We start from the raw sequence: 21146 nt of genomic DNA on the forward strand, positions 1-21146 counted from the left end.
TCAGTGGAACCGGCCGTCCTGCAAGATCGTGAGCTAGTGCTCTCGGCGCTCAGCTTGCAGGATGCGGCCGCCCATCTAGCGGGCGAGGATGCTGAGTTGGTGCGCTGGCTCAATGGTGGGGTGGGTACCTCGGTCACCGTTGAGGCATTCATCCGAAGAAGTCTCCAGCACTGGGAACGGGGCGGCCCAATACTAGCTTTCGGTATTCGTGAGGACTCCGTATTAGCTGGCACCCTGGAGATTCAGTTCGAGCAAGCTGGGCTGCCTGAGCACGCGGTAAACATCAGTTATGGGCTCTACCCCGGATTCCGGGGCCGGGGACTAGCTAGTAGGGCCGTGTGCCTCGCCTGCGCTTACGCCGGCCGACTCGGTGCGACAACGGCGATCATTAAGGTTGAACCGGAAAATCTTGCCTCCCTCGCGGTTGCGGTCCGATCGGGATTCGCGGAATTTGATCGGCTGACTGAGGACGGCGGAACTGAGCTCGTGCTGTTTCAAAAAATTCTTGGATCGGCTGAGCCTAAGCAATGAAAGTTAAGCAAGCAAAGCCCTAACGCAGGCTAACTAAGGCGGTGGCATCCTCCGGCGGCAGTTCCCCCTCGATCACCGCGCCTACCTTAATTTCCTTGAGCGTGAGCGAACCACCGACCGTAGAGAGAAACGCGGTGTCAGCGGCATCCCGGCCGGTCGAGATCCGCAGCATGGATTCACGTGGCGCTAAGCCGGTGGCATCGACAACCAGCCACTGTCCGTCCACCCAAGCTTCGGCCACCGCATGGAAGTCCATCGGGGTGAGCCCGGGCGCGTAGACAGCGGCAAGCCGGGCCGGCACGTCCTTGGCCCGGAGCAGGGAAACCGCAAGGTGAGCGAAGTCCCGGCAGACCCCGCGTCGTGCAAGTAGCGCCTGTACGGCACTATCGGTGGGGCTCGATGATCCGCTGACATAACGCAGTTCTCTCGCCACCCAAAGCCGCACCGCGTCGACCAAGGCGAGCCCTCGCAAGCCGGGAAACTCGGCGTAAGAGGTGGGCAGCAAGCGGTCTGATTCGCAATAACGGCTTGGTCGAACATAGCGAATCAAGTCGGTTTCGCTGGTTTCTTCGGCTGCGGCGACGCCCTCCACCACAGCCCGGTAGCTGACCAGGACCTCAGTGGGCTCGGTAACCTCAGCGGCAAATAATCGACCACCGTGCTGATCTGGTAGTTCCCGATAGCTCAGCTGAGAACCTGCGCCCTCGATGCTGATTTCTTCCTGCACCGAGCGATAGCCGCGATCAGCTACCGCAATCGCTAAGACAAAAGAGGTTTGTGGTTGCGTACTGAAGAGCAAATGGGAAGTGACGGTTCTGCGCACCGCCTCAGTCTATGTGAGTTTCCACTAACCAAGCTTGCCCAACAAGGTTCGGTAGAACCGCACTCCTTCGGCCAGCGTATCCAGCGATATTCTCTCGTTGGCGGCATGCAGGGCACTTCGTTCCTGGGCGCTCATTCGAAACGGCGCGAAGCGAAACACTGATTTGCTCAGCCTGTCAAAATGCCGGGAATCGGTCATCGCCATCACAAGATACGGCGCCACCAGGACATCGGGAAACACCTCATGAACTGTTTCCCGGAGCAGATTGAATTGCTCACCGTCGGAAGCTGAGACCTGGGATGGTTCAGCGCTCTCCAACACTTCAATCTGCACGCTGGAATCATTAATGATCCGGCGAAGCCGTCGCAGGGTTTCGGTGACGCTGCTGCCAACCGCGATTCGAAAATTAACAGTGGCACTTGCGTTGGCAGCGAGCGCGTTGGCCGCCTTACTGCCACTGAGTTGGGTGACCGCTGTGGTGGTTCGCACCACGGCTGACGCTTCGGGGCCGAAAAATGGCAACAGCCGGGCGAGCGGCCAGCGTAGTCGCCGGGCGCGGCTCAGTAGCCCGCGAGCGGCCCCGGACATCTCGGCGGCGAAAAGCTCTAGCATCTTGGCGCTCTCGGGGTGCAGTTCGACCGGAAATGGGTGCCGATCAAGCCGGGTGATCGCCCGGGCCAGCCGCGCGGTAGCGCCACCCTGCGGTGGAGTTGAGGAGTGTCCGCCCGGATCTTTGAAGCGCAGCGCCACATTCAAAACCCCCTTTTCGGCCACCCCGATCATTGCCGCATCGCGGCTCACACCCGGGAAAGCCTGCCCGGCCACCGCTCCCCCTTCGTCCACGACCAGCCAGGGCTGGACACCTCGTTCCGCCAACAGTTCAACCGCAGCGGCAGCGTCCTCGCCGCCCACCTCTTCATCGGCGCCGAAGGAGAGATAGACGTCGCTATCCGGGCGAAATCCCTGTGCCAGCAAAGACTCCACCGCCTCGAAAATTGCCACCGCGCTGCCTTTATCGTCCAAGGCACCGCGGCCCCAGAGATAGCCCTCAGCCTGCACCCCGGCAAAGGCCGGGTATTGCCAGCTGTCGTCTGGATCAACCGGAACCACGTCGAGGTGGGCCATCAGCACGAGGGTCCGCGACGCTCCCGAGCGGCTGCCCGGCCAGCGGAATAACAGCCCGTTGCGCCCCACTCGCTCTCGTTCCAGACTGCTGTGCGTCAGCGGGTACATCTTTTCCAGCGCCAGCCGCTGAGCATCGAATTCTGCTTGCTCGACCAGTTGCCAGTCGGGAAGAGAGACAGTTCTAAATCCGATCAAGGTGCTGAGATTCTGCGCTGCTCGTTGAGTCAGTTGATCTTCAGACTTATTCCGCTGTTCCGCTGCCATGATCGGAGTTTATCGCGCCACCCGGCTCTCAATAAGTGAACCTAGTGGCCCGGGGAGGACAGCGCTTCGTCATTGCCAAATTGTCAGCCGCTCGGGGGAGAATAGCTAGATGAGCACCCTGAGCATTCTGCACCTCACCGATACGCATCTGCTCTCACACGGCCTGCACAGCGGCGTGGTGGATACTCGGCAGACTCTTTTGGATGCGCTACGCGCGCTGCGCGGCGTGGATTCACTTGACCTGTTAGTCATCTCCGGGGATGTTTCCGATGACGGCAGCGTCGAGTCTTATCGGCAGGTGCGGGAACTGGCCGAAGACTACGCTCAGCATCGCGGTGCCCAGGTGGTCTATGCGATGGGCAACCACGATGAGCGCCCCGGGTTTTGGCAGGTTCTTGGCAACGGGCATCCCGCCGCGCAGCCGGAGCACGACGGTGGCCAGCTGCCGATCTATGGCAGCAGCACTCTGGCTGGCTTTCGAGTGGTTACCCTGGATTCGTCGGTCCCGGGCCGCACCCATGGTTTTCTGGATCGTGGTCAGCTCGATTGGTTGGCCGAGGAACTCAGCAATCCATCCGAAGCGGGCACGGTGCTCATTGTGCATCACGCCCCGGTGCAACCGGTAACCCCGTTGCACGACGGTATTGAACTGCAGAATCCGGACGATTTGGCCGCGGTGCTGCGTGGCAGCGACGTTCGACTGATCCTTTCCGGGCATTACCACCATGCCCTCAGCGACTCGCTGGGTGAGCAGCACATCCCGGTGCTGGTTGCCCCAGGAATAGTGAATATCAACGACGTGCTCGCCCCCGAAGGGCATGAACGAGCCTTGCGGTCCAGTGGAGCGCAGCTCATCACGCTCTTCAGCTCGGCTCCTACGGCACAGTCGGCTCGGGTCCGCCAGCTGCCATTGCAGCTAACGGAGATTCCTGCAGTCTTCGATTGGGGACCTGAAAAAGTGGCCGAAGTTTCCAGCAAAATTTCGGTCCGCCCGACCGAAATAGAAGCTTTTGAGGACTCCGACAATAACCTGGCCGAATAACGATCTAGGCTGAGTAGATGCTCGCTGATTTTTCAACCGCAGTGCAGACCGCCGATTGGCGTCAACAGACTTTTGAGCTGTACGCCCGAGTGCGAAAGTTGGCGGCCGAGCAACCCGCGGCAGCGCACCAATATTGGCTGGAGCGGCGCAATGAGCTCTTTCGCACACACCCGGCTTCGGCGTTACCCAAGACAGCGAAGAGCAGCTTGAGCGGGCTGCGTCATGCTGACTACGATCCGGCGTATCGTTTCGAAGCAGCACTAACCGAACGAGGACGTGGTGAGACCTTACAGCAGCGAACCGGCACGGATGGCGTGGTGCATTTCGAGTGTCTCGGCAGCCTGGAGTTCGAGGGCCTCGGCGAGCTTTCACTCTGGCGACACTGCGGTTACGGCGGCGGACTGTTCCTGCCCTTCCGTGATGCCAGTTCCGGAAAGGCGGGAGGCAGCTATGGTGGGGGACGTTATCTGCTGGACACCATTAAGGGAGCTTACTTAGGGACCGTCAGCAACCAGTCTCCGTTGCACCATCGCTTAGTGGTGGATTTCAACTTCGCCTATAACCCTTCCTGCGCTTATGACGAGCGATGGGCTTGCCCCTTGCCTGGACCGGGCAATCGACTTGAGGCTGCCGTGCCGGTCGGTGAACTTCTCAGCTGAAATCAAGCCAATATTTGGCAGCGGCTGGGGAAGCTGTCAGAGTTTAAGAGTTATGACAAAGTCTGTCGCCGATACTGTTCCGGCCACCAAGCCCCCGCAAGCTGCTGCCGAATCGGCACCGGCTGCTGGACTGTGGCGACAGATCGGCGGTTTCCTTTTTGTCGGGGCAATTTGCACCGCAGCGTCCCTGGCTATTTTCGCCGGACTACGGCCCTTCACCGGCAGCCAATGGGCGAATCTGATTGCGCTGGTATTGACCTCAATCCTGAACACCGAATTGAACCGGCGGCACAGCTGGGCAATTAAGGAGAGACAGCATTGGTTCCGAGACCATCGACGCGGCCTTTGGGTGATGCTACTTGCCCTGTTACTGACCAGCTCAAGTCTCTGGCTACTGCACGCCATTAATCCGAACCCCACTGTCTTCGAAGATGTGCTGACCATCACCGCCGCTAACGTTTTGGCCGCGCTGAGCCGTTTCTTGCTGCTGCGCTACTGGATCTTCCGACGGGTTCGAAGCCGGGGATCGGCTGCCAAATAAATTTGACGGGCTAAAGCGCCGATTCACCTCCCATCAGCTATCACTGAACTTGGCGCGGCCGCTAACATAGCCTGGTGACGACTAACAATCGGGCGAGTGTGCTCACCTCACCCAAGGCTGATTTCCCCCGCTGGTACCAAGACGTTTTGGAGAAGGCCGAGCTGGCTGAGAACGGTCCGGTGCGCGGCACTATGGTGATCCGACCGTATGCTTACGGACTCTGGGAACGTATGCAGGCAGAGGTTGATCGACGGATCAAGACAACCGGCGCCGAGAACGTCTATCTACCGCTGTTCATTCCGCAGTCATACCTGGAGCGGGAGGCCGAACATGTCGAAGGATTCAGCCCCGAGCTGGCAGTAGTCACGCACGCTGGTGGTAAGGATTTGGCTGAGCCTGTGGTGGTCAGGCCGACGAGCGAAACCTTGTTTGGCGAGTTGATGTCTAAGTGGATCCAGTCGCATCGAGATCTGCCCATGCTGCTGAACCAATGGGCGAATGTGGTGCGCTGGGAGATGCGACCGCGCCTCTTCCTGCGCACTTCGGAGTTTCTGTGGCAAGAAGGCCACACCGCGCATGCCAGCCGTGAAGATGCCAATGCCTACGCGCTGCGGATTCATCTCGAGGTTTACCGCGATTTCCTGCAGGACGTGCTCGCAATTCCGGTACTCGTCGGCGTAAAGTCTCGGCGTGAACGGTTCGCGGGAGCCATTAACACGATGACCTGCGAGGCCATGATGGGCGACGGTAAGGCGCTGCAGATGGCCACTAGTCACGAGTTAGGGCAAAACTTCGCAAAGGCCTTCGATATCAGCTTTACCAGTGCCTCGGGCCAGCTCGAAACCTGCTGGACGACCTCGTGGGGTTCCAGTACGCGGATGCTCGGCGGACTGATCATGGCGCACGGCGACGAGCAGGGAATCCGGATACCGCCCCGCGTCGCGCCGGTACAGATTGTGGTGCTCGCGGTTAAAGATGACGAGCGGACGCTGACAACCGCGGCCTCGCTGGTTAGCGAACTGACCACAGCAGGAGTGCGCGCCCGGCTCGATGATCGGACCACGCAGGGCTTCGGCCGGCGGGCCACCGAGTGGGAGCTCAAGGGCGTTCCGCTGCGTCTGGAAGTCGGTCCTCGCGATCTTGAGCAGGGTGAGGCGACGATCGTGCGGCGCGACGGCGGCGCGAAGCAGACGGTCAAGCTCGCTGAGATTAATACCACTGTGCTCGCTCTGCTGGAGAGCATGCACACTGAGATGATCGAGACTGCCCGCCAAAGACTAGCTGAGCGCACCGTCGAAGCGGCGTCGGTGGCTGAGGCGCTGGAGGCCGCCAAAACAGGATTTGCTCGAATCCCTTGGCAGCGTCTCGGTGAGGAAGGCGAAGAAGCGCTCAACCGGGAAGCAGTAAGCGTCCGCTGTCTGCAGACCCGGGAAGGCACAGTGCCGGGAGATGAAGACCACGACTCAGAGCTGATCGCTATTGTCGGCCGCAGTTACTGACCTTCTGGGCGCGATTGTCTCGCTGAGCAGTGAGCTACCGAGCCTCGCCACCGAGCTTGGCTAATTTAGTTACCGCCTGCACTAGTGCCTCGACCGTCTGATCAAGTTCAAGCCTGGTCACCGAACTCGGCAGGCTGAACCGGACCGCGGTCTGGGCGAGTTCGGCAGAAATTCCTAATGCCAGCAATACCGGCGAAGGTTCAGCTGATCCGGCAGCACAGGCCGAGCCCGAAGAGCAGATAATGGAACGCCGTTCCAGCTCTAGGAGAACTGATTCACCGTGTGTGCCGGGGAAACAGAAGGAGGCAATCGACGGCAGTCTGGCCTCCCCGCTTGGTCCGGTCAGCAGGGCCTGCGGTAACCGACTCTGCACCGCGGCGATGAAGTCGTCCCGCAGTCCGGAGACTCGACTAAAGGCTTCAGCACGCTCCGCTTCGGCGAGCTGAATGGCGCAGGCCAGAGCCACTGCAAAAGCCACGTTCTCGGTGCCGGAGCGCAGCCCTGACTGCTGCCCGCCGCCGTGAATCAAAGGCTCAGCCAGGGTCCGCGAACGCAAGATCAGCGCACCTACTCCTTTGGGCGCCCCGAATTTGTGTCCCGAAAGACTCAGCGCATCAACACCGAGCTCGGCAATATTCAGGCTCAACCAGCCGCTGGCCTGCACCGCATCAGTGTGCAGCGGCACCCGATGCGCAGTCGTCAACTCGGCTAGCTCAGCCAATGGCTGAATGCTTCCGATCTCGTTATTGGCGTACATCACGCTAGCTAGCGCGACGTCCGGCCCTAGTTTTTCGGCGAAAATGGCACTATCAATCAGACCCGAACGATGCACCGGAATAACATCTACCTCGAAGCCATGCACACGGGCCAGAAACTCGGCTGATTCCATCACTGCCGGGTGTTCAATGGCACTGATGAGGATTCGATTCCGTGTTTTGTCGAGCTGTCTGCGCGCCAGCGCGATGCCCTTAATCGCGAGATTATCCGCCTCGGTGCCACCGGAGGTAAAAATCACTTCTCCCGGTCGGCAGCCCACCAACTCAGCAATCTGCGTTTTGGCCTGTTCGAGAGCCGCGGCAGCTTGCTCACCAAGGTCATGATGGCTAGAGGGGTTGCCAAAGCTACCGGTCAAGTAGGGGAACATCGCCTCGATGACCTCCCGGCGAACCGGGGTGGTGGCTGCAGCATCGAGAAAAATCATGCCGCATTCGCCTCAGCTTCAGTGTGTGCCGAGGTCACTGCTCAAGCTCAATCTCTACATCGAGCCCCAGGTCCAAGGCTCGCACCGAATGTGTCAGCGCGCCCACCGAGATCAGATCGACACCGGTTTGCGCGATCTGCGCAATGGTATCCAAACGGACATTGCCGCTCGCTTCCACCAGGGCCCTGCCGTTGATGAGTTTCACACCTTCGCGTAGTTCTTCAAGGCTGAAGTTATCGAGCAAGATAGTGTCAACCCCGGCGGCGAGCACCGGCTCGATCTGTTCGATTTGATCCACCTCAACCTCAAGATGCGTGGTGTGCGAGAGCCGGGGACGCAGTGTCTGCAGCGCAGCCGTTAGCTTGCTGCTATCCCCCCTCGTCAGCACGGCCAGATGATTATCCTTGGCCATCACCGCATCGGAGAGACTGTAGCGGTGATTATGCCCGCCACCGCAACGCACCGCGAAACGCTCCACTGCCCGCAAGCCCGGGGTGGTCTTGCGGGTATCCACCACTCGGGCTGTTGCTCCGGTCTCGGCCACAGCCGCCACGTACTGTGCGGTTAGGGTGGCTATCCCGCTCATCCTCTGCACCAGGTTAAGGGCCACCCGTTCGGCGGTGAGCAGCGCCCGCGCCGGCCCGGCGACTCGGGCAAGTTGTGCGCCGGCGCCGAACTTTTCACCGTCGGTGAGCTGCCATTGCACGCTGATCGTCGGATCGGTCAAAGTCATCGCTGCCTCAAAGACCCCGGTGCCACTGAACACTCCGGCCTCACGCGCGTTCAGCCAGGCTGTGGCACGGGCCGATTCGGGGATCAGCAGTTGCGAGGTGAGATCGCCGTAAGGTGCATCTTCGGCGAGAGCGGCGAGCACAATCGAGCTGATCTGAGTGCGACTCAGTGGCAAAATATCGGTCACGGCAAGGCCTTTCCAGCAGTTATCGGTGGGTGAGATTTAGTCGAGCTCAGCGCTCGCGTTGACGAAGCTGCGGCTGCTCGCACCGGGTTGCTCGCTAAAGTCCGAACGCCAGTGGGCGCCGAGCGATCCTTCATGCCGCAAGGCGGCGGCGACCAGCAGCCTCGCAGCGGTCAGCAACCGTGAGCTCTGCGAGTCGCTGGCCGACCACTGGGCCAATTGCTTAGCCGCTACTTCAAGGTTTGCAGCGTCCCGCACCACCCCGGCGTTGCTCATCATCAGGGCACGCAATTGAGCTACCTCCATTGGCTGATGGCCAGTTGGTAGTTCAAGGGACTCAGCTTCGAAGACCGGCCAGGCTGAATCGCCGTGCAAGATTTCGTTGACCGCCTGAGCCGCGAAGACGGCGGCTTCAAGCAAGGAATTCGAGGCCAAGCGGTTTGCGCCATGTACTCCGGTGCAGGCCAGCTCCCCCGCCGCGAAAAGACCGGGCAGCGAGGTCCGGCCCAGTAAGTCGGTGGCCACCCCGCCCATCCAGTAATGTGCACCGGGGGTGACCGGTAAGAGCTCCGTTTCCCAGTCGTAGCCCCGGGCGGCGAGCGCCGCCGCGATGCCCGGAAACCGGCGGGCAAGGAAGCCTTCGCCCTGTTGCGCAGCAACGCCGCGGACATCGAGAAATACTTGGCCACCGCGTGCAAGCTCCTGGGCAATACCGCGTGAGACCACATCCCGCGGCGCCAACTCGGCATTCGGATGCTGAGCCGTCATGAATCGTTCGCCCCGCTCATTGCAGAGCACGGCTCCTTCGCCGCGCACGGCCTCGGAAATCATGAAGGGCTCGTCGTGCACCAGCAGAGTCGGATGGAATTGGTAGTACTCAAGGTCTTTGACCACCGCACCAGCCCGCCAGGCAATGGCCAAGCCATCAGCGGTTGCCCCCGCTGGGTTAGTGCTCTGAGCGTAGAGCTGGCCGCCACCACCGGTGGCTAAAATAACCGCGTCCGCGCTGATTTCGCGCTGCTCACCACCGGGTTCGATGATGCTAAGACCCGTGACTTTGCCCTTTTCGGTGATCAATTCGACCAGTTCGGTATTCTCCCTTAAAACCAGCCTCCGATCCTCGGCTAAGGCGCGCACCGCGATTTTTAGCGCATCAATAATGCCCGCCCCGGTGCTATCTCCGCCGCTGTGCAGAATTCTCGGGTAACTGTGCGCGGCCTCCAGGCCCAGCGCCCAGTGCTCACCACTTTCGTCCTGCACGGTGTCGAACCCGACCCCGTGGTTCACCAGGTCGGCAATCACTCCGGCCGCCGATTCGCAAATCTGCCGCACCGCGGCGAGATCGTTGATCTGGGCACCGGCAATCATGGTGTCCTGAATGTGCGCGGCAATTGAATCGCCCGGGCTGCGTCGGGCCAGGCCGAGCTCCGGTGAGATCTCAGTAGCGCCTTCCGGCAGCACCGCTGAGATACCGCCCTGGGCGTAGCGAGAATTACTTTCGCCTAGCTCGGCCTTAGTGATCAGCTGAATCTCAAGCGGCGCGGCAGCCGCCACCAGGTGCAGTACCGAGGTCAGGCCGGCCAGGCCACTGCCCACCACCACGACCCGCTGCGGGGTTTTCATGGCTTGGCTGCTAGCATTCGCTCGAGCGCCACCCGAGCTGGCACCGCAACATTTTCAGGCACCCGGATCTGATTGACCACGGTTTTCTGCACCAGGGACTCAAGCACCCAGGCGAGATAACCCGGATGAATCCGATACATCGTGGAACACGGGCAAATCACCGGATCGAGGCAGAAGATGGTGTGCTGCGGATATTCTTCGGCCAACCGATTTACCAAATTGATCTCGGTTCCAATGGCAAAAGTAGTGCCCGCCGGTGCAGCCTGGATAGCCTTGACGATGTAATCAGTCGATCCTGACTCGTCGGCGGCGTCGACCACCGGCATCGGGCATTCTGGATGCACGATCACCCGAACTCCCGGGTACTCGGCCCGCGCCTGGTCGATCTGGGCGACGCTGAACCTGCGATGCACCGAGCAGAAGCCGTGCCAGAGAATCACCCGGGCATCTTGCAACGTTTCCAGGCTGGTGCCACCCCAGGGCTTGCGCGGCGACCACATCGGCATCTGTTCTAAGGGCACGCCCATCGCCTTCGCGGTGTTCCGGCCCAAATGCTGATCGGGGAAAAACAGCACCCGTTGGCCGCGCTGGAAAGCCCACTCCAGCACGGTTTTTGCATTGGATGAGGTGCAAACGATGCCACCATGCTCGCCGCAGAATCCCTTGAGCGCCGCCGAGGAATTCATATAGGTCACCGGAATCACCGGCACTTTACCCTCAGCATCGGTGGCGGTCATATCGCCGTAAATTTCTTCCAGCTGAGCCCAACAAGCCTCAACCGATTCGATATCGGCCATATCGGCCATTGAACAGCCCGCCGCCAGATTAGGCAGAATCACCGCTTGTTCGGGGCCGGAGAGCATATCGGCGGTTTCCGCCATAAAGTGCACCCCGCAGAACACGATGGCTTCGGCTTCGGGTTTCGACTTCGCGGCATTGGCCAGCTGGAAGGAATCACCCACGAAGTCAGCGTATTTGATCACTTCATCACGCTGGTAGAAGTGCCCCAGAATCACCACCCGATCGCCGAGAGTGGCTTTGGCCGCCAGGATTCGCTCGTCTAGCTCTTGCTCCGAGGCATCCTTGTATTGTTGCGGAATCTGAATCTGCTGTGGGGTGCTGCTCGGTGCCTGATCGGCCAGTGAGGCACCTGGACCATAGCTCGGCACCCCCTCGAGGGCGGCGCTCAAGTCGAATTCCCACGGCCCTTTAGCCAGATCGGTACCGCAGGTCGACTCCTTGGAGGCACCACGAACTGAGAGCTGGATGGCGGTATTAACTGAACTCACGATATTCCCTCGATATCTTGTGGTGCCGAAGCACGCTGGTTCTGGCTGAAAATCTCGGTATTTCCGGTGTAGCGGTAGAGCCGGGGCGGACGATGTTTGCCACCTTGCAGGTATTCGTCGGTGGCTTCAATATCCACCGTCGCCTTGAGCTGCCTGCGAAAGTTGGCCGGATCGAGCTGCTTGCCCAATACCGCCTCGTAGACCTCGCGGACTTGAGCCAAGGTGAACTTTTCACCTAGGAAGTGATAGGCAATCGAGCCATATTCGATCTTGTTGCGCAACCGCCAGAGCGCATATTCGACAATCTCTTGATGGTCGAAAGCCAGCTCAGGAAGCCGATCGGCACGGATCCAGCTGACATTCTCATCGCATTTGGTGATTTGGGCTTCGGTCGCTTGCACCAAAGCCCAATAAACGATTGAGACAACTCGCTGGGCGGTCACACTCTTCGCTGTCGACCTCTGAAGGCCGCCGAAAGCATAAAGCTGTTCGAGAAACCGTGGCCGCAGACCGGTGGTCTCGAGCAGGTTCCGCCCGGCCGCGTCCACCAGTGATTCGTGGTGGCTGAGCGGTCCGCCGGGAAGCGCCCAAAGCCCCTTGAACGGCTCCCTGATTCGCCTGACCAAGGGCAGCCACAAGGTGGGACGTCCCGAGCTTTCGCTCGGTCTGAGCGCGAAAATAACTGTTGAAATGGCTAGCGACGGCGGAGCAGCGGAGCGCTCGGAAACATTAGCTCCGCTGGCATAATGCACCAACCGGGCTGCTGAACTTTGAGTTTCTGGCGCTGCGCTCACCTCCCCACGATCAACCAATCGATCAATTAGTCAGTTCTAGTCAGTTATAGTCAAAACGACTATAACTGATCTTAGACCTCGATCTCCTCAGCAGCAAATCTGCCTCGACTCAAAAGACTAGCCGCGCCGTCGGATACCCTCGGTTGGCGAGACGCGGCAGCTAACCAGCCGCCAATTCTTGCGCAGCTACGCTCGCGCAGCCGTCTCGAATAAGGGCAGCGCCCGCGCCTCAAAATGAGTATTCAAGGCAAGCACGGTGCTGGAACGCACCACCACCTCGGTGGCGGCAATCGAGTCGAGCACCCGCTGCAAATCAGCGTTAGAACGGGCCGCCACCTTGACCAACATGTCGCTCTCCCCCGAGACGGTATGCACATCCATCACCTCAGGAATTTCGACCAGCGCCTGCACCACAATGTCGTGGCCACGGTTTTGTTCAATGGTGAGAAAGCAGAAAGCCAGCACCGGAAAACCAAAATTAGCTGGCGCCAGACTGGGCGACCATGAACGGATTGCGCCGGAGGCCTGCAGTTTTTCTAGTCTCGAGGTAAGTGTGGCCCGGGCCACGCCCAGTTGACGCGAAGCTTCCAGAGCCGAGGTCCTAGGCTCCTCGGTGTAGAGTCTGACAATTCGAGCATCAAGAGTGTCAATCACTGTGCAAGCCTCCTAGGTTACGACGTTGGCCCCCGACAATATGATAGATCTGAAAACTCTCCCTCGAACAAAAAGGCATTCAATGACGAACGCGTCAGTCGAAGTCACCCCAAAGCTCAGTCGAAGCTTGAAACCACGCCAGCTCATTATGATGGCGCTGGGATCCTCCATTGGCACCGGCCTGTTCATCGGCTCCGGCAAGGCTATCGGCGTGGCTGGCCCGGCTGTGCTGATCTCGTTCTTGGTTGCGGGCGCGATCCTGATCTTCGTGATGCGGATGCTCGGCGAGATGGCTGCGGCCCACCCCAATAGCGGAGCATTTTCCTACTATGCGGAAAAAGCAATGGGACGGGTAGCAGGCGCCACCGTCGGCTGGTTATGGTGGATCCAGATTGTGGTGGTGGTGGCTGCCGAAGCGACCGGCGCAGCAGCCATTCTGAATAGCATCTGGAGCGCACTGCCGCAGTGGTTACTCACCCTGGTTTTTATGGTCGTTTTTACCGTGATCAACCTGCTCGGGGTCGGAAAGTTTGGCCAGCTGGAATTTTGGTTCGCGATTCTCAAAGTCGCGGTGATCGTGATTTTCCTGGTGGTCGGCGCACTGCTGATTTTTGGCATCATTCCTAGTGATGGCGGCGCTGGCCTCGGTAATTTGGTCAACCACGGTGGCTTCCTGCCCACCGGCTGGGGCGGCGTCGCAGCTGGCCTACTGATTGTGATTTTTGCCTTTGGTGGCACCGAATTGGTCACCATTGCGGCGGCCGAAACCGAGAACGCAGAGCACAATGTGGGACGCGCCATTCGCTCGGTGGTCTGGCGGATTCTGGTGTTCTACATCGGCTCGGTTTTCGTGATGGTCACTGTACTGCCTTGGAACTCGGAAGCGACCGCCAACCCCTTTGCCTCGGTCCTAGCCCAGGCACATATCCCCTACGCTGAGGAGATCACCACACTGGTGATCGCCATCGCTGTACTTTCCGCTCTCAACGCCAATTTATACGGTTCCTCGCGGATGATTTTCTCACTCAGCGAGCGCAGTATGGCACCAAAATTCCTCAGCCAGGTCACCGCTAAGCATGTACCGGTAGCCGCCGTGGTTGCCTCAGTGCTGTTCGGATTCGTCGCAGTAATCCTCAACTTTATCGATCCGGAACACATCCTCAGCGTATTGCTGCAATTGGTAGGTTCTACTGCGCTGATGATGTGGCTGGCCACCGTCATTTCGCAAATCATCTTGCGCCGCCGCGCCGAAGCAGCGGGCGAGCGACTAGCGGTGCCAATGTGGGGATTCCCCTACCTCTCCTGGCTGGCACTCCTGCTCATCATCGGCGTCTTCGTGCTCGGCTTCCTGGATTCTGACGTCCGAATTCAGCTACTGAGCACCTTTGCTCTGACAGCCTTCATCGTGCTGGCCTGTTGGATCGGCTTGCGCAGTAAAAAGCTTGAGTTGGGAGAATCAACCTCGACGACTCAGCATTAAAAAATATATACAAATTGCCCATATTTATCGGATAAATATGGGCAATTTTTATCAGACTGTCAGCTCTGACTAGCCTAGTTGCATATGTGCATGACTGTGAATAGGCTCACATCATGACCCAAGCCCGTAATGAACGCCTCAGCACGGCGTCAACCCTTGAGGTGCCCGCATTGGCGCTGAGCAGCGAGCAACAGCGAGAGCTTTATCAGCTGCTGGAAACAGTTCGCCACCTTGACCTTTCGGCAATTGCCTGGCAACGCCAAGGCATCATCCCGGGCTATGCGCCAGAGCGTGGCCAGGAAGCGGCACAAGTTGGTAGCGCCTATGCGATGAATCGGGAGTTGGACTTCATCTTCCCGACCTATCGTGAACTGGGAGTAGCGAGAGCCTGGGGGGTGGACATGGTGGCCTACATGTCCACCCACAAGGCGAGTTGGCACGGCGGACTCTATGATCCGGTGGCTAGCCGCTTCGCCCCCATCCAGGCCGTAGTCGGCGGTTCGGTGCTACACGCCGTGGGTTGGGCGCATGGACAGACTCTCAATGGCCCGCTCAACACCAGCACCGACGAACCCCAGCCCAGCGGCAAGTATGGTGTTGCAATCAGTTACTTTGGTGACGGCGCCTCCTCTCAAGGCGATGTGCATGAAGCAATGAACTTTGCCAGCGTGTTCAAGGCCCCGGTGATCTTCTTCGTGCAGAACAATGGCTGGGCGATTTCGGTGCCCACCGATCGCCAGGTGGCAGGCGGCTCGGTGGCCGCGCGCGCCGCCGGCTATGGCATGCCGACCATCCAGGTCGACGGTAACGATATCGAAGCGGTCTATGCCGCCACCTCAGCAGCCCGCACCCATGCGGCCTCGGGGCAGGGGCCGGTGCTGATCGAAGCCATGACCTATCGCCGTGGCCCGCATTCCACCAGCGACGATCCGGGCCGATATCGCAGTCTCGATGAAGAACGGAGCGAGGCAGGCCAGGATCCGGTTGACCGCTACGCCGAGAAGCTTCAGGCGGCTGGCGTGGTCGATCAGACCTTCTTAGCCAATGCGCTCAGTAACGCACAAGACGAGGAAGAACAGGTCCGGGCCGGTGTGATCGCGCTCGGCTCACGACCTGGTCAGGAGATGTTCGACTTCGTTTATGCCGAGCCCACCGCTGAATTAAAAGCCCAGGCAGCGTCCTGGCGTGAGGAGAGCGAACATGTCTGAGATCACGACTATCTCAATGCAGAAAGCGCTCAATCTAGCCCTCGCAGACTCGCTCCGTGCGGACCCTAAGGTGCTGATTCTTGGCGAGGATGTCGGCACCCTGGGCGGAGTTTTTAGGATTACCGACGGATTGCAGGCCGAGTTTGGCTCGCAACGGGTTTTCGATACCCCGCTTGCCGAGTCTGGGATCCTGGGCATGAGCGTCGGACTCGCGCTGGCAGGTTATCACCCGATCCCCGAAGTCCAGTTCGACGGCTTCGCCTATCCGGCGGTGAATCAGATCATTAGTCAGATTGGCCGGATGAATTACCGCAGCCGCGGCACCATGCCAATGCCGATCACCCTCCGGATGCCAAGTTTTGGCGGGCTGCGCGCACCAGAGATGCATACCGAGAGCCTCGAGGCCATGCTGGCGCACGTGCCCGGACTCAAGGTGGTCTCCCCCGCGGACCCGCAACAGGCTTACCACCTGCTCAAGCTTGCTGCCAGCATGCCCGACCCGGTAATGTTCCTCGAGCCCAAGCCCCGCTACTGGCAAAAAGCCGAAGTCGACGTCACCAACCCGGGTAATTTGCAAGGTGCCCGTATTGCTAGGGAAGGTAAGCATGTCAGCCTGATCGCCTACGGCGCGATGGTGGCCCGTTGCCTGCAGGTCGCCGAATTAGCGGCCGAGGACGGCATCGAGGTTGAGGTAGTCGATCTGCGTTGGCTGAAACCTATCGACACCGCGACCGTGGCTGCCTCGGTGGCCAAAACTCGCCGCGCCGTGGTGGTACACGAGGCACCGCTCACCGCGGGTCTGGGCGGCGAAATTGCCAGTCGGATCACCGAAGCCTGCTTTGACACGTTGAAAGCACCGGTTGAACGAGTTACCGGCTTCGACGTACCGTATCCTTCAGGAGATCTCGAAGACGAATATGTCCCCAATGTGGATCGCATTCTCTTCGGAATTCAACGAGTGCTGACCTACAAACGGCTTGGAGCGTAGTCATGGCTGAAATTTCCTTCCCCTTACCGGACCTTGGCGAAGGCTTGATTGAAGCCACCGTGCTGGAGTGGTTGGTCGCCGAAGGCGATCAGATCGAACGGAACACTCCGCTGGTCGAAGTGGAAACCACCAAATCAGCGGTAGAGCTGCCCTCCCCGCAGGCCGGCAAGGTGGTGAAGACCTTTGGCGAGCCCGGCGACACCATCAACGTCGGTGATCCACTCATTATTTTTGAGGTTCCCGATGACACCGCTGGCATCGTCGGCACCGTGCCCACTGAGGAAGCACCTAAACGCCGCGTCAAGCTCTCGCTGAACCTCGACGAGGACTAAGGCGATGACGCACTCTGTTGAAGGACGCTCATCGACCTTGAGCAGCTACCATTTCGGCGCCGCTACCGGCCGTCCAGTATTGCTGATTCACGGTTTCGCTTCCTCCACCGAGCTCAATTGGGTACAGGCTGGCTGGCTTGGCGCGCTGGAAGCCGCCGGACGACGGGTGATCTCCATTGACCTTCCAGGGCATGGCGACACCGAAGCACCAGAGGCGCTCGACGAGTACACACCAAGCAGAATCCGGGCCGAAATCCTACAGACCCTCTTCGATTCCGGCGTGCGACCGCTGGACTCAGACGTAGCGGATTCCGGGGTGGATATTATTGGCTATTCGCTTGGCTCTCGGCTGGCCTGGGAGTTTGGTGCCGCCCAGGCAGAGCTGGTTCATCGGATGGTGCTCGGCGGTCCGGCGGCGATTGATCCGCTTGCTGACTTTGATCTTGACGCCGCCGAACGATTGATCGGCAGCGGCGAGGAAATCGCCGACGAGTCCACCGCTGCGCTGATGCGGATGGCCTCTTTGGTACCCAATCAGAACATGTTCGCACTGCTCAGCCTGGTTCGGGCAATTAAGACTGAACCTTTCGACCCGGCAGAATCAGTGCCCAAAATGCCGATCCTACTAGTCGCCGGGGATCGCGATGAACTTGCCAGCACGATGCCTCGGCTGGCCGAATTGAGCGCTCAGGCTGGCGGCGAGGCCGAACAACTACTGCTGCCTGCCCGAAGCCACGCCAATGCGATAACCTCCCGAGCCTTCAAACAAGCCGCCATCGAGTTCCTGGCGGGCTAAGATCCCACCTCTTCGGCTAAATGAATGCCGGTGACATAACTCAGTGTGGTTTTCGCTCCGCTGCTGAACTCGTAATGCGCGCCTAGCTGGTCTGTTCCGATCACTTCAAGATGGTCGTCGGCGTCCTTCACAATCTGTGGTGCGGCAAAGCCAAAACGTGCCCCCACTTCTTCAAGCACCTTGAGTGCCTTGGTCCGATCATCTCCGCGTAACGCCAGTTCGGCCACCCAAGCGGCGCTTGAGTAATTCACTGCTTGACCGGGCGCCCCCGGTACATCCACGTTGATCGAAGCGCCCTGCTGGAATTCGCTCCAGCCGATGCCAGCGAAATTCTTCGAAAGCTCACTCTTCATTTCGCTGAGCATCGAGTCGTATTTCTTCACCACGGTTTGCAGGCTTGGCCTGGCACCAAAGTCTATTGAGGACACGTTATCCGCCTTTCCGGAACAAGCACTGAGTAGAAACACCGTACAGAGCAGGACGATCATCGCTGCCTTGACGGTTGATACGGGTTTATCAATCAATCGAAAATTCCCTTAACTCCACCGATTAATCCGTTGGCTACGCCCTTGGCGTCGTCCAACGCCGAATTGGCAGCACCATCCACGCCCCCAACCAGGGTACCTATCCCAGTACCGACGACTCTTCCAGGCAGTCCTGCAATATCGTCGCCAATATCTCCACCTTGCGCCGCCCCATCCAAGGCACCACCCGCTCCACCGCGAATAATGTCAATACCGGGCGGAACGACAGGTACTGGTACCGGGAAACCTGGCACTGGGACCGCGAGACCCGTGATGCCAATCAAACCACGCGCCGCGTCGCCGAATCCGGAATTTTGACCTTCCACCGCTAAGTCGGGACGCCCGGCTACCACGCTAGCGATGTTGTACTGACTCGTGGTGTCGGTTTGTAGATACTTGCTATGTCCGCTGGAGGCGTCACCGTGCGACGAATCAGATGTCGAGAGATCGTTCAGCCCGGACATCTGATTAGGATCGTCGCCAAAGGCTCCTAAATCAGCGACCGCATCGCCCTTGGCTTCAAGCACGAACTTATGACCGTCCGGCACATGCAGGTCACCCGCATCGCTGGTGCCGATCCCGGGCGAACCGAAGACGACAAAGTTGTCGAAGACATCGGTGTTTTGCGCAGCCTCACCGGTGACATAAGAACCGTAAGAGTGCCCGATCGCGGTGAGGTTCGAGTCCGGATTAGCCGCATCCAGTCCTTCGGCGAAGTGCGCCAGCCCGCGCCCGCCCTCGATGCCGTTAATGGGGTTCGCAGCTTCTACCACACGTGGGTCCGGAATCTTGCCGTCTCCAGGTCCGGAAGGGGCGTCGTAACCGATCCAGGCGATCAAAGCAGTGCTGTCGTCACTACCGGTTGACATATTCAAGCGATCGGTGCGTCGTTTCAATGCCAGCATGTCGTTCACATAGCCGTTCAACTTGGTATCCGGCTCGGAGCCAATACCCGGAGTGAAAACGCCGACATTATCAGCGGTATCAGCATTGCCGACTCCGACTGCTGCCCGCGGTGGCTGTAGCGAGTCGTCAAAGAGCAACACCTGAGCTTGCTCGCCGGCCGCTTCGACGTCAGTGACTGACTTCCTGATCTGGCCAATGGTGCCGAGCGCTTTGTTGATCTCCGCCCGTCGTTCATCATCGTCCGGCCCCAATCCAGCCAGCTCCTTGAGCAACGCCGTCTCTTCGCTGTCCAGCCGAAGTCGATTCGCCGCATCCCGCGCGCTCGCCGGGATGCCATCCAGATTGCCAATGTCCCCTGGATGCTCGCGAATATAGCGAGCTTTTTCCTCCTCGCTGAGCGAGTTCCACCACTTCGTGACATCTTTAGGGTCGCTTCCGGCGGCGGGTGCTGTGGGCAACGGGGGCTGGGGTGAGATACCGTCCGCACCCGCCCCGGCGCCGATGCCCGCGCTAACCACCGCGCTGGCCTTGATTTGCTCTTCGGCATTGCGGACCAAAACCTTGGCAACTTCGCTCAACATCGAGATTGCCTGACTCAGATGAGGGCGCATCGAGGAGGCCCAATGCTGTCGGCATCGTGCCGCGTCCTGACCGAACCAGCGAATCTGACCATTGAGCACCGCATCCAGAGTGTTAGTGGTCAGGTCTAGATCGTGCGAGGTCTTATCTATATATTTGGCGAAGCCCTTGAGGTCGTCTGGGTTGGCACCCAGCATTGAGTCATTCACGATAAGTCCCCCGTCGGTGAATCTTTGTCTTAGCAAGAAGACTAAACTTCCGGCAATAAAACGTCGATGGGTAGCTCTCCCCTGTTTCGCTAGGCCTTCCCGTCCCTAGAAACGCAGCATCGACGCCAAGACTCGCCACAAAACCGTTATTGCCAGAGCATCGCCCCGGCCCAGGAATACACTGATTCTCAACCGGATGTGTTCACTTCCCACTCTTTTGAGGAACGCAATGGAGCAAGTTTTGTGCGGCCGATATCGGCTGTCCGAACGAATTGGTATAGGTGCCTGCGCGGCGGTGTTCAGCGCCCGTGACCTTCAGTTGAACCGTCATGTCGCGGTAAAAATCTTTGCTGCGGACTCGGCGGATGTGCGTCGGCAAGAACAAGAAATTCGTGCCCTCACAAAAGTGCAGCATCCCTTCCTGATCAGCCTTTTTGATTGCGGAATTTACGAAACCGAGTTGGATGCACCGCGGGCTTTTATGGTGATGGAACTCATCGACGGCCGAGACCTACGCAGCCTGCTCAGCGAAGCCCCCGGGTCAGTCGGCCTGAGACCTGCTAAGACCGCACGCTTCGGCTGGGCTTTGGCCGAAGCGTTAGCCGCAGTACATGCCGCGGGTGTGGTGCATCGTGACGTCAAACCCGCGAATATCTTGATCGGCAGTTCCCAATTACCCATTTTGTGCGACTTTGGCGTCGCTCGACTCAACGATTCCGCCGAGGCCACCAGCCCCGGTCAGACTATTGGCACCGCCAGTTACCTCAGCCCCGAGCAAGCTCTCGGTGAGGCAGTGCATCCCAGTGCTGATATCTACTCCCTGGGCCTCGTGCTGCTGGAGTGTCTGAGCGGCGAAAAGGCGTTTCCTGGTACTGCTTTGGAAGCCTCGCTGGCGCGGCTGCTGCGAGATCCGGTGATTCCGGACCAACTAGAGCCGGGCTGGCAGCGGTTGCTGACCGCCATGACCCAGCGCGAGCCACTGTTACGTCCCAGTGCCACAGACTGCGCCGAGGCGCTCTTCGAACTGCAGCTTCCGGTACCCGCGCACCGCTGAGCCCGCAACTCGACGGTCGACACTCGACGGTCGGCGGAAAACACTTCAGACGCTCTTGACGTGGCCCGAATCACCTTTTAGGCTGATCGTATACGATTTCATATCTTAT

The 21146-nt window shown here is 59.4% G+C and carries 21 protein-coding genes; 11 read left to right on the plus strand and 10 right to left on the minus strand.

Annotation, left to right across the window (positions count from 1 at the left end):
* Positions 1 to 3 precede the first annotated feature (3 nt).
* Positions 4 to 531, plus strand: coding sequence for a GNAT family N-acetyltransferase (locus UM93_RS06670; RefSeq protein ID WP_052663661.1), 528 nt, complete (start codon positions 4 to 6; stop codon positions 529 to 531).
* Positions 532 to 550: 19 nt separating this feature from the next.
* On the opposite strand, the gene UM93_RS06675 is transcribed toward UM93_RS06670, so the two are convergent.
* Positions 551 to 1354, minus strand: a complete 804-nt coding sequence (locus UM93_RS06675; protein WP_045074539.1) for a transglutaminase-like domain-containing protein — start codon at positions 1352 to 1354, stop codon at positions 551 to 553.
* A 24-nt stretch (positions 1355 to 1378) separates the two neighbouring features.
* Positions 1379 to 2743, minus strand: coding sequence for a M20/M25/M40 family metallo-hydrolase (locus tag UM93_RS06680; RefSeq protein ID WP_157874113.1), 1365 nt, complete (start codon positions 2741 to 2743; stop codon positions 1379 to 1381).
* A gap of 109 nt (positions 2744 to 2852) precedes the next feature.
* On the opposite strand from UM93_RS06680, the gene UM93_RS06685 reads away from it, so the two are divergent.
* The 4 genes from UM93_RS06685 to proS all read left to right on the plus strand — a co-directional run bounded on the left by UM93_RS06685 (position 2853) and on the right by proS (position 6484).
* The gene (locus UM93_RS06685) at positions 2853 to 3785 is read left to right on the plus strand and encodes a metallophosphoesterase (RefSeq protein WP_052663662.1); all 933 of its coding nucleotides are present in this window, start codon (positions 2853 to 2855) and stop codon (positions 3783 to 3785) included.
* 17 nt (positions 3786 to 3802) lie between these two features.
* Positions 3803 to 4444: a DUF1684 domain-containing protein gene (locus tag UM93_RS06690; RefSeq protein ID WP_045074540.1), complete on the plus strand. Its 642-nt coding sequence runs from the start codon at positions 3803 to 3805 to the stop codon at positions 4442 to 4444.
* Between the two features lie 52 nt (positions 4445 to 4496).
* Positions 4497 to 4985 carry a GtrA family protein gene (locus UM93_RS06695; RefSeq protein ID WP_052663663.1) on the plus strand — a complete coding sequence of 163 codons (489 nt, stop codon included), beginning with the start codon at positions 4497 to 4499 and terminating at the stop codon, positions 4983 to 4985.
* Positions 4986 to 5059: 74 nt separating this feature from the next.
* Positions 5060 to 6484 (plus strand): proline--tRNA ligase, encoded by a 1425-nt coding sequence (gene proS / locus UM93_RS06700; protein WP_045074541.1) that lies wholly within the window; start codon positions 5060 to 5062, stop codon positions 6482 to 6484.
* Between the two features lie 34 nt (positions 6485 to 6518).
* Here proS and UM93_RS06705 read toward each other — a convergent pair whose 3' ends face one another.
* The 6 genes from UM93_RS06705 to UM93_RS06730 form a co-directional block, all read right to left on the minus strand.
* A complete protein-coding gene (locus UM93_RS06705) occupies positions 6519 to 7685 on the minus strand; it encodes a cysteine desulfurase family protein (protein WP_045074542.1) in 1167 nt (388 codons plus the stop codon).
* 34 nt (positions 7686 to 7719) lie between these two features.
* Positions 7720 to 8604 carry a carboxylating nicotinate-nucleotide diphosphorylase gene (nadC, locus tag UM93_RS06710; RefSeq protein ID WP_045074543.1) on the minus strand — a complete coding sequence of 295 codons (885 nt, stop codon included), beginning with the start codon at positions 8602 to 8604 and terminating at the stop codon, positions 7720 to 7722.
* 36 nt (positions 8605 to 8640) lie between these two features.
* On the minus strand, positions 8641 to 10224 hold the full coding sequence (nadB, locus tag UM93_RS06715; protein WP_045074544.1) for an L-aspartate oxidase: 1584 nt from the start codon (positions 10222 to 10224) through the stop codon (positions 8641 to 8643).
* Complete coding sequence (gene nadA / locus UM93_RS06720; protein ID WP_045074545.1) at positions 10221 to 11513, minus strand: quinolinate synthase NadA; 1293 nt, start codon at positions 11511 to 11513, stop codon at positions 10221 to 10223. The genes nadB and nadA overlap by 4 nt, the downstream gene beginning before the upstream one ends.
* On the minus strand, positions 11510 to 12307 hold the full coding sequence (locus UM93_RS06725) for an NUDIX hydrolase (RefSeq protein WP_234399394.1): 798 nt from the start codon (positions 12305 to 12307) through the stop codon (positions 11510 to 11512). Before UM93_RS06725 ends, nadA begins: the two co-directional genes overlap by 4 nt.
* Positions 12308 to 12493: 186 nt before the next feature.
* On the minus strand, positions 12494 to 12961 hold the full coding sequence (locus UM93_RS06730; protein ID WP_045074546.1) for an Lrp/AsnC family transcriptional regulator: 468 nt from the start codon (positions 12959 to 12961) through the stop codon (positions 12494 to 12496).
* Between the two features lie 82 nt (positions 12962 to 13043).
* Between UM93_RS06730 and UM93_RS06735 the strand changes: the two genes are divergently transcribed.
* The 5 genes from UM93_RS06735 to UM93_RS06755 all read left to right on the plus strand — a co-directional run bounded on the left by UM93_RS06735 (position 13044) and on the right by UM93_RS06755 (position 17765).
* Positions 13044 to 14441 carry an amino acid permease gene (locus UM93_RS06735; protein ID WP_045074547.1) on the plus strand — a complete coding sequence of 466 codons (1398 nt, stop codon included), beginning with the start codon at positions 13044 to 13046 and terminating at the stop codon, positions 14439 to 14441.
* A gap of 113 nt (positions 14442 to 14554) precedes the next feature.
* The gene (locus UM93_RS06740; RefSeq protein WP_082057046.1) at positions 14555 to 15649 is read left to right on the plus strand and encodes a thiamine pyrophosphate-dependent enzyme; all 1095 of its coding nucleotides are present in this window, start codon (positions 14555 to 14557) and stop codon (positions 15647 to 15649) included.
* Positions 15642 to 16637, plus strand: a complete 996-nt coding sequence (locus UM93_RS06745; protein WP_045074548.1) for an alpha-ketoacid dehydrogenase subunit beta — start codon at positions 15642 to 15644, stop codon at positions 16635 to 16637. Before UM93_RS06740 ends, UM93_RS06745 begins: the two co-directional genes overlap by 8 nt.
* A 2-nt stretch (positions 16638 to 16639) precedes the next feature.
* Entirely contained in the window at positions 16640 to 16969 is a 330-nt protein-coding gene (locus UM93_RS06750; protein WP_045074550.1) for a biotin/lipoyl-containing protein, read from the plus strand.
* A 4-nt stretch (positions 16970 to 16973) separates the two neighbouring features.
* The gene (locus tag UM93_RS06755; protein ID WP_045074552.1) at positions 16974 to 17765 is read left to right on the plus strand and encodes an alpha/beta fold hydrolase; all 792 of its coding nucleotides are present in this window, start codon (positions 16974 to 16976) and stop codon (positions 17763 to 17765) included.
* Here UM93_RS06755 and UM93_RS06760 read toward each other — a convergent pair.
* Together UM93_RS06760 and UM93_RS17080 are read right to left on the minus strand one after the other, a co-directional pair.
* On the minus strand, positions 17762 to 18289 hold the full coding sequence (locus UM93_RS06760; protein WP_045074554.1) for an LppA family lipoprotein: 528 nt from the start codon (positions 18287 to 18289) through the stop codon (positions 17762 to 17764). The two genes, UM93_RS06755 and UM93_RS06760, sit on opposite strands and share 4 nt — an antisense overlap.
* The gene (locus tag UM93_RS17080) at positions 18286 to 19983 is read right to left on the minus strand and encodes an alpha/beta hydrolase (protein ID WP_157874114.1); all 1698 of its coding nucleotides are present in this window, start codon (positions 19981 to 19983) and stop codon (positions 18286 to 18288) included. Before UM93_RS17080 ends, UM93_RS06760 begins: the two co-directional genes overlap by 4 nt.
* 229 nt (positions 19984 to 20212) lie before the next feature.
* Here UM93_RS17080 and UM93_RS06770 point away from each other — a divergent pair, with 229 nt between their 5' ends.
* Positions 20213 to 21037, plus strand: a complete 825-nt coding sequence (locus tag UM93_RS06770; RefSeq protein WP_234399395.1) for a serine/threonine-protein kinase — start codon at positions 20213 to 20215, stop codon at positions 21035 to 21037.
* The last annotated feature ends 109 nt before the right edge of the window (positions 21038 to 21146 follow it).

Source organism: Psychromicrobium lacuslunae, assembly GCF_000950575.1.
GTDB classification, from domain to species: Bacteria; Actinomycetota; Actinomycetes; order Actinomycetales; family Micrococcaceae; genus Renibacterium; species Renibacterium lacuslunae.

Coding starts and splice junctions, on each gene's coding strand:
- UM93_RS06735 (WP_045074547.1), top strand. CDS start 13,044: ATGACGAACGCGTCAGTCGAAGTCACCCCAAAGCTCAGTCGAAGCTTG.
- UM93_RS06695 (WP_052663663.1), top strand. CDS start 4,497: ATGACAAAGTCTGTCGCCGATACTGTTCCGGCCACCAAGCCCCCGCAA.
- UM93_RS06750 (WP_045074550.1), top strand. CDS start 16,640: ATGGCTGAAATTTCCTTCCCCTTACCGGACCTTGGCGAAGGCTTGATT.
- UM93_RS06740 (WP_082057046.1), top strand. CDS start 14,555: ATGACCCAAGCCCGTAATGAACGCCTCAGCACGGCGTCAACCCTTGAG.
- UM93_RS06770 (WP_234399395.1), top strand. CDS start 20,213: ATGGAGCAAGTTTTGTGCGGCCGATATCGGCTGTCCGAACGAATTGGT.
- UM93_RS06745 (WP_045074548.1), top strand. CDS start 15,642: ATGTCTGAGATCACGACTATCTCAATGCAGAAAGCGCTCAATCTAGCC.
- nadB (WP_045074544.1), bottom strand. CDS start 10,224: ATGAAAACCCCGCAGCGGGTCGTGGTGGTGGGCAGTGGCCTGGCCGGC.
- UM93_RS06755 (WP_045074552.1), top strand. CDS start 16,974: ATGACGCACTCTGTTGAAGGACGCTCATCGACCTTGAGCAGCTACCAT.
- UM93_RS06705 (WP_045074542.1), bottom strand. CDS start 7,685: ATGATTTTTCTCGATGCTGCAGCCACCACCCCGGTTCGCCGGGAGGTC.
- UM93_RS06690 (WP_045074540.1), top strand. CDS start 3,803: ATGCTCGCTGATTTTTCAACCGCAGTGCAGACCGCCGATTGGCGTCAA.
- UM93_RS06680 (WP_157874113.1), bottom strand. CDS start 2,743: ATGGCAGCGGAACAGCGGAATAAGTCTGAAGATCAACTGACTCAACGA.
- UM93_RS06685 (WP_052663662.1), top strand. CDS start 2,853: ATGAGCACCCTGAGCATTCTGCACCTCACCGATACGCATCTGCTCTCA.